This window comes from Tateyamaria pelophila (assembly GCF_019966495.1).
Taxonomy (GTDB): Bacteria; Pseudomonadota; Alphaproteobacteria; order Rhodobacterales; family Rhodobacteraceae; genus Tateyamaria; species Tateyamaria pelophila.
The window spans coordinates 1-6,672 of the sequence record NZ_JAIMIA010000180.1 but is presented as its reverse complement, the minus strand read 5'-3'; the positions used below and the strand labels follow the sequence as shown (position 1 = coordinate 6,672).

The window sequence follows — 6,672 nt, the reverse complement described above, 5'->3', positions numbered from 1 at the left end:
TCTCCCTTATTCACAGCTATGATGTGATCCTATCGGGAGCTCGACCAAAGTGCAGGGTCAGCCCAATTACGCATGCTCTCCGCCCAATGGCCTACAAGCCTATCGCTTCCAAGGCCGCACCCTCGGCATTTCCTCGGTCACCTGGACATCCCGCAGTATTCCACCCGCAACCAGCCCGTCCCGCACCCAATCCAGCGCCTGCCACCAATCCTCATATCCGCGCCGAGCTGATGCGATCTGTTCCGGGTGGGGCCGCCAGGTGACCGGACAGGCCAAAACCTCCACTGTTCGCCACCGTCCGCGCGAGAGTATACGTTCGGTGCCCACTACTTCCGTCACAGCCCGAACGCCATGCTGGTTTTGTCGCGTTTCCACTGGGATGCAGCGTGGCACGACACCGGGCATCCAGTCGGGGGTCAGCCCGGCCCGGGCCAGTTCCGCGACGCGGATAGCCATGCGGATGCCGCCAAGGCTGTCGGGGAGCCCGGCAACGGTGGCCGCGATCACTTCGGCATCGGCATGGGTATAACTGCCCATCTTGTGCTGCCCGCCATCGACCTTGCAGCCCAGCGCGGCGCGCTGCATCAGGACGTATTCAAGGCCGAAGCCAAAGCCTTCTTCCACCACATCCTTCGGCGGGGGCAGTTCCAACTGCGCCTTCTCGATCCGAAACGCCCATTCCAGCGCTGCCTGCAAGCCTAGCGCGCGTTTCACCTTTGCACCACTGACGCGCCCGATCCGTCCCTGCATGCTCATGGCTGCAATCCTTCAAAGAGGTTCATCTGCGCTGGGCGTTCCGGCCCCTCCACTGGCCGCCAGATCCACGGGCCCGAGGCCATGGGCAGCTGCGAGAGAGCGCCACGCATGTGCTGCTGCCAGAGGGTGAACTCCGTTTCCGAGCAGGCGCAGAGCGCGTGCCCGATGGGCCAGCCCATCAACCATCCGACGAAGAGCGGATTGAGCCGCCGCCGTGCCCGGGCTTTCAGGATCCGCCGACATGTGGCGCGCCCATGCGAGGCAATCATGAAAGCCCAGAGCGGGCGCGAGATCGGAGCGTGCGGCGAGGATCGCTGCCCATGCGGCATGGTCGTCGGGTCCGGGCGGATGAAGCCCTGCTCGGCCCGGTAATGCAGTATATCCATCCAGGACTTCCCATCGGTCCGGATCACACTGGCCGGGCTGCTGACTTTCCAGTTCTGGGCCGCCGGTGTGGGCCAGGATGAAGATGCGCAACCGTTGGTGCGTCGCACCAACTTCTGCCGCGCTGAACAGGCCTGCCGCAGGCGTGTAGCCCATGTCCCAAAGCTCTCGCAGCACAGTCTCAAGGCCGAGGCTGACGTGACCTGGTACATTTTCGAGGAAGACCCATTCGGGACGGCTTTCCCTGATGACCCGGGCGACCTCGGGCCACAGGTGCCGGGGATCGTCGGCGCCGCCGCGTTTTCCGGCCGCGCTGAAGGGCTGGCAGGGATATCCGGCGAGGACGATGTCAAACGCACCGCGGAAGGGCCGGGCGTCGAAGCTGCGCAGGTCGTCCCAGATCGGGGCCGGGGCGAAATATCCCGCGCGCTGGGCGGCAACGAGGACAGCTCTTGGCCACTCCTCCCATTCGAAGAAGGCGCGGGTGTGAAAACCGGGTTCGGCGAGCATGAGGCCCATATCCAGGCCTCCGCCGCCTGCGCAGAGGGACAATCCGTGCCGGGGACGTGACACCAGGCCATTCACACCACCCCCCGCGCACGCAGTCGTTCACGCGTCACCAGCCCCCGCGCCAGCATCGCTTCGCACGTTGCGTTGCTGATCATGCTTGGGGGCAGGTATTCGTCGGAGTTCACCTTGGCTGCGTAGAAGGCCGCCAGCTCATTCGGGCCGGGCGGCGGTGTGCCTTGGGCGTTGCTGCTGCGCTTGGCTTTCACGGAAATGGCAGCGTTTTGCGCATCGCGCTGGGCAGCGCGTTCCATGAACCGATCCAGCGCTTTGGGCCCATCAGGCGGATTCGGGTGATCGCGCCGACTCTCAGAAGCAACCTCGATGATCCGATCCGTGGAGAGACCAAGATCATCAATCCAGCGGCGAACGTGCTGCCGCGCTGGCCAGCCCTGCCACCAGGCGGGGAGGGTCGCATTGGTGGCAAAGCCCAGCGCCGAGAGGAGCTCTGCGAAGAACAAATCAAAATCGGAATTTCGCGCCCGCGCGTCCTCCTCCTCCTCCTTTACAGGTTTACTTAGGGGTTCTCTTACAAGGTTAATCTCCGGATTCCGGAGATGGCTTTGGGCAAAATCAGGAGATGGCTTTGCCGCAAATCCGGAGATGGCTCCATGTCCGGATTCAGGAATTGGATCGACGTTCTGTTCTGCCTCCGTTCCTGCAATTCCATCTCCGGTTTTCGGAGTTGGCTCTGGTGGAAACCCATCCTCGAACCCGAGGATGTAGCGCGTAGCTTTGCGCTTGTGGGTGCGCGGATCATAGCTGCGAACCCGGTGGATCAGGCGCAGCTCCTCCAGCCTGGTGAGATGGTTGTTCAGCGCTGAGACCGACATTTCCGCGTCCTCGGCCAATCGTACCTGCGTCGGGAAACAGCCGAAATCCGGGTTGTGCCGGTCACAGAGGAACCAAAGCACGATCTTGGTCGCAGGCTTCAACCCGCGTTGCTGGATGGCCCAGACGGTTGCCTTGTGGCTCATGATGCAACCCTCCGCGCTGGACGGACACGGGTGGTGAAGCCATGATCGGCCAATGCGCCCAGCGCATCGTCGAGCGAGCGCACGAGCGCCCAGCCGAAACCCTGCGCCAGCACCGCATCGCGGAAGGCCTCCTGCGTCGGACGCAGCTGTCCTTTCGGCGCTTTCAACTCGAGGAACAGCATACGGCCATCGCAAAGGACCATCAGGTCGGCAAAACCTGCATGCACGCCCATGCCGACGAGGATCGCCTGGCGCTTTGCGCCGCGGGGGCCAGCCTCGGTCACCTCGTTGGCACAGTGATGGATGATGGCGGTGCGCGGCAGGGCAACGCGCAACGCCTGCACCACTGCACGCTGCAGATCCGCCTCGGGGGTGCCGCGCCGCTTCATGACCCCACCTCCGGATCTGGCCGGTGGTTGCCCCGTGTGGGATGCCTTGCATCGACCACCACCAGCAGGATGCGGGCGTCCTCGCGTTCCTGGTCCGTCTCGCCATGGGTGGCGAGGACCTTGCAGGCGAGCCGGATCAGGTGGTCGGAATGATGCGCCACATCGGCGATGACGGCGCGTGCTTCTGCCAGACGGTCAGCGGGCCAGTCGGAGGTGCGGGTTTGACCGACCATCAGCGGCGACCTCCGGCACGGCGGCGGCGCGGGGCGGCCTGCTCCTGTTCCTCCAACCAGTCCTCGACGGCGGCGCGGCGGTAATAGACCTTGCGCCCGGCGCGCACGCAGGGCGGGCCGGTGCGTTGGGCCTCCCAGCGGCGTAGCGTGTCGACCGACAGGCCGAGTTCCAGCGCGAGATCAAGGCGGCTGATCCAGCCGACAAGAAGCTTGCGGGGTTTTTCCTTTGGGTCTGGCATCGATCCGAGATGCGGCATGGGTTTCTCCCTGTTCTGGCCCCATGACTGATCGTCGGGGGGCGTTTGCAGAGATCAGTGAGCGCAGAGGCGAAGGGGTGGCGGCGAGGCGCAGGGTGGCGGAAAGGCGGCCCCCTTTGTGCCACCCCTTGTTTTATTGGGCTTACTTGAGTTTTGCGGGTCAGGTGGGATGACGCGCCGCCGCGCTGCCCGTGGTCGTGGGGGATGCGGGACGCAGGCCAAAGCCGCAAACACCTGCGAACACCGGGATTTACAGGTGATTTACCGGCATTGGCGGAGAAAGAAGGGGCGGCACCCGGCACGGCACCCTTGCCACCCATTGAATTTGCTGGAGATTTACAAAATCGGCCTGGTCCGGTGCATTGATTCCGGGTCTTTCGGCATCGTTTTGCGCGCGTCAGGGGCCAGTGGTCGCAATGGCTATTTCCGACGACCGTCTCGCCCAGCGCCGGATCGCCAGTAAAACCCAGTAAAACAACGGGTGGCACAAAGGGGGCGACCTTTCCGCCACTCTGCGCCTCCCCGCCACCCTAATTCTCATGCTTGTCTTGATAGAGCGGCGAAACCACGCCTCATGTCGGATGCAAGAAGGACAGGACACATGGCCGAGCGCACCAAGCTGACCGAAAAAGTACTCCGCGAGGCAGAGCCCATCGTCGGGCGCGATTACCAGATTTTTGACACCGACGTGCGTGGCTTCGCCGCCTGCATCTATCGCGGCGGCGGGCGGGCCTTCACGCTCGACTATCGCCACGCCGGGCGCCAGCGCCGGATGACCTTCGGGCGCTGGCCGGAATGGTCGGTGTCGGCGGCGCGCGAGCGGGCCAAGGAAATCCGCCGCGAGATCGACGCCGGAGCGGATCCGCTGGCCCAGCGCGGGGCGCTTCGCGAAGCCCCTCGCGTGACCGATCTGATCGAGCGCTACTGCGCCCAGCATCTGCCCAAGCTGGCGGAACGCAACGCCGCCGACCAGCGCGCCTCGCTGGCCAAGCTGGTGGCCCCGGTCTGGGGCCGGAAACTTGTGACGGACATCACCTCGACCGACGTCGACAAGCTGCTGAACAAGATCGCCGAGGGGAGGGCGCGACCGCACAAGGAAAAACCCAACAACCGGGCGCGAAAGCTGCAGCCCGCAAAGCCCACGCCCGTGCGCGCCAACCGGATGGGAGAGGTGTTGCGCAAGATGTTCACGCTGGCGGTGGAATGGGGCTGGTGCGCGGACAACCCCGCCCAGCGCTTTCACCGCCGCATCGAGACGCCCCGCGAGCGGTTCCTGTCAAAGGAGGAAATCACCAGCCTGGCTGCCGCACTGGATGCGGCGGAGGACCGGCGTGCCGCCGACATCATCCGGATTTGCATGCTGACCGGCGCGCGGCTGGGCGAGGTGCGGCAGGCGCGGTTCGAACAGTTTAACCTTGAACATCTGAGCTGGTCGAAGCCTCCGATGATGACAAAACAGCGCCGCGCGCATCGCGTGCCGATCTCGGACGAGACCGCCGCCATCGTGCGCCAGCGCCAGCTGTCGGTGCCAGGCGGTACACCGTGGCTGTTCCCCGGCGATACGCCCGGCCAGCCGGTGCAGGAGGTGCGGCGGTTCTGGGTGCAGATCCAGAAGCAATGCGCGCTGCAGGACGTGCGCATCCACGACTTGCGCCACACCTTTGCCTCCCTGCTGGTCAGCGGCGGGGCGTCACTGGAAATGATCGGCAAACTGCTGGGCCACAGCCAGACGCAGACCACGCTGCGCTATGCGCATCTGATGGAGTCGCCCCTGCGCGCCGGTGTTGATGCCGTCGCCAGCGCCTTCCGGCCAAAGCCGAGGCTGGTTCAAGACGCGGATGAGCCGGGCGACACCAAGTCGGCCTGACGCGGCCCGGCGCGTATCCGGATCATCATGCATCCTCTCGTCGCAGGGCGCGCCAGATCGGCGTGATCCGACGTCGAATGCTGCGGCTGTCGGGCATCTTCTTGCCGTCCGTCTGATCCGCGAACCACTCCTGCATCTCGGCGACCAGCTCGGCCTGGGTCGCGGGCAAGCCGTGGTCGTGAATGCGCAGGATCAGGGCGATGGTCATCCCTTCCCAATCATAGGGCGAGGTCACACCTGGCCCGCTGGGCGTGCGGCGCACCATGTCGTTTTCCTCTTCAAAGGCATGCACCTCCTCAGCCAGGATCAGCATGTCGGCCAAACCAACAGAAATGCCTCCAGCGGGATCGGTAATCAGCAGCCAGTCCTGTCGGCCCAGAGGCTGGATGCGCCGCATGACGCCTTCGGAGGGACCAGTCCCACACCGGCGAAAAAGGGGCAGCAATTCCATCGGGGACAGCACGATCATGTCTGCAATGATTTCTTCGCCACAGCGAACAGGGCCGATTCCTGTCAGGATGCGGAACCTGCCTGTATGGGCCCAGCCTGCGATATCTGCGATATTGCAGCCCCAGCGCGCGGAGGCCTCGTGAAGGGTGAAAAATACGCGGGGCGGCAGGGCCATGGCTGAAACCTCCTCAAAATGAACCGAGGATGATCTGAGCTCAAACCGTATGCAGCCCGCGCCTTGACGGCGCAGGGTAAGTGACCGGGTAGAACGACCTGGCGGGCGCTGACGCGCCTCTGACGGCCGAAATTGTTTTTCCGATAGACCTGATTTGCTTTTGGTTGAGGACTGCTCTCCCCATTCGCACAACCTGCACGGGAGCCCAATCCAGGGCAAGAGGGTCATCGCACGAATCTGTGGATAACGAAGGTGACGCGGTGGCACTTTCAGCAACGGCGCTGTGGCCGTGTAAGCGGCTGTCGTTCCCGGCGGACTCCGGAATTTCGCTGCGATCTGCACCAAGGTCTGCGGTGCTGGAAAAAGCGACCGCTCGGGATCGCAATGTCGATGATCGCTTTACAAAAGCGCTTACCAAAGACCGGCGGGTAAATGGAGCTTTCAGACGAGAATAGCCAACGCAAGTGTCTGATCTGTGAAACGAGGGTACGAGCGAAAGGTGCCGTTGTCAGAACTCAATGGCAGCAAGTACGATGAATTAACCGACATTCCCCAAGTGGCCTGCCATCTGACGCGAAGATCGCCTGATCAGGCCTGCGGATCAAGTATCTTTTACC

Annotated in this window: 8 protein-coding genes; 1 reads left to right on the top strand and 7 read right to left on the bottom strand. The window is 63.8% G+C overall.

Features of this window, described 5'->3' with window-relative positions; all coding sequences use genetic code 11:
* Window positions 1–99: 99 nt before the first annotated feature.
* The 6 genes from LC354_RS25565 to LC354_RS25540 all read right to left on the bottom strand — a co-directional run bounded on the left by LC354_RS25565 (window position 100) and on the right by LC354_RS25540 (window position 3,563).
* On the bottom strand, window positions 100–756 hold the full coding sequence (locus LC354_RS25565; RefSeq protein ID WP_223428786.1) for a hypothetical protein: 657 nt from the start codon (window positions 754–756) through the stop codon (window positions 100–102).
* Between the two features lie 12 nt (window positions 757–768).
* Window positions 769–1,659, bottom strand: a complete 891-nt coding sequence (locus tag LC354_RS25560; RefSeq protein WP_263289621.1) for a DNA cytosine methyltransferase — start codon at window positions 1,657–1,659, stop codon at window positions 769–771.
* 62 nt (window positions 1,660–1,721) lie between these two features.
* Window positions 1,722–2,684, bottom strand: coding sequence for a helix-turn-helix domain-containing protein (locus tag LC354_RS25555; protein WP_223428784.1), 963 nt, complete (start codon window positions 2,682–2,684; stop codon window positions 1,722–1,724).
* Window positions 2,681–3,073: a VRR-NUC domain-containing protein gene (locus LC354_RS25550; protein WP_223428783.1), complete on the bottom strand. Its 393-nt coding sequence runs from the start codon at window positions 3,071–3,073 to the stop codon at window positions 2,681–2,683. Before LC354_RS25550 ends, LC354_RS25555 begins: the two co-directional genes overlap by 4 nt.
* Window positions 3,070–3,306, bottom strand: a complete 237-nt coding sequence (locus LC354_RS25545) for a hypothetical protein (RefSeq protein WP_223428782.1) — start codon at window positions 3,304–3,306, stop codon at window positions 3,070–3,072. Before LC354_RS25545 ends, LC354_RS25550 begins: the two co-directional genes overlap by 4 nt.
* Complete coding sequence (locus LC354_RS25540; protein WP_223428781.1) at window positions 3,306–3,563, bottom strand: helix-turn-helix transcriptional regulator; 258 nt, start codon at window positions 3,561–3,563, stop codon at window positions 3,306–3,308. Before LC354_RS25540 ends, LC354_RS25545 begins: the two co-directional genes overlap by 1 nt.
* A gap of 601 nt (window positions 3,564–4,164) precedes the next feature.
* Between LC354_RS25540 and LC354_RS25535 the strand changes: the two genes are divergently transcribed.
* On the top strand, window positions 4,165–5,430 hold the full coding sequence (locus LC354_RS25535; RefSeq protein WP_223428780.1) for a tyrosine-type recombinase/integrase: 1,266 nt from the start codon (window positions 4,165–4,167) through the stop codon (window positions 5,428–5,430).
* A gap of 25 nt (window positions 5,431–5,455) precedes the next feature.
* Here LC354_RS25535 and LC354_RS25530 read toward each other — a convergent pair whose 3' ends face one another.
* Window positions 5,456–6,055, bottom strand: coding sequence for a hypothetical protein (locus tag LC354_RS25530; protein ID WP_223428779.1), 600 nt, complete (start codon window positions 6,053–6,055; stop codon window positions 5,456–5,458).
* Window positions 6,056–6,672 lie beyond the last annotated feature (617 nt).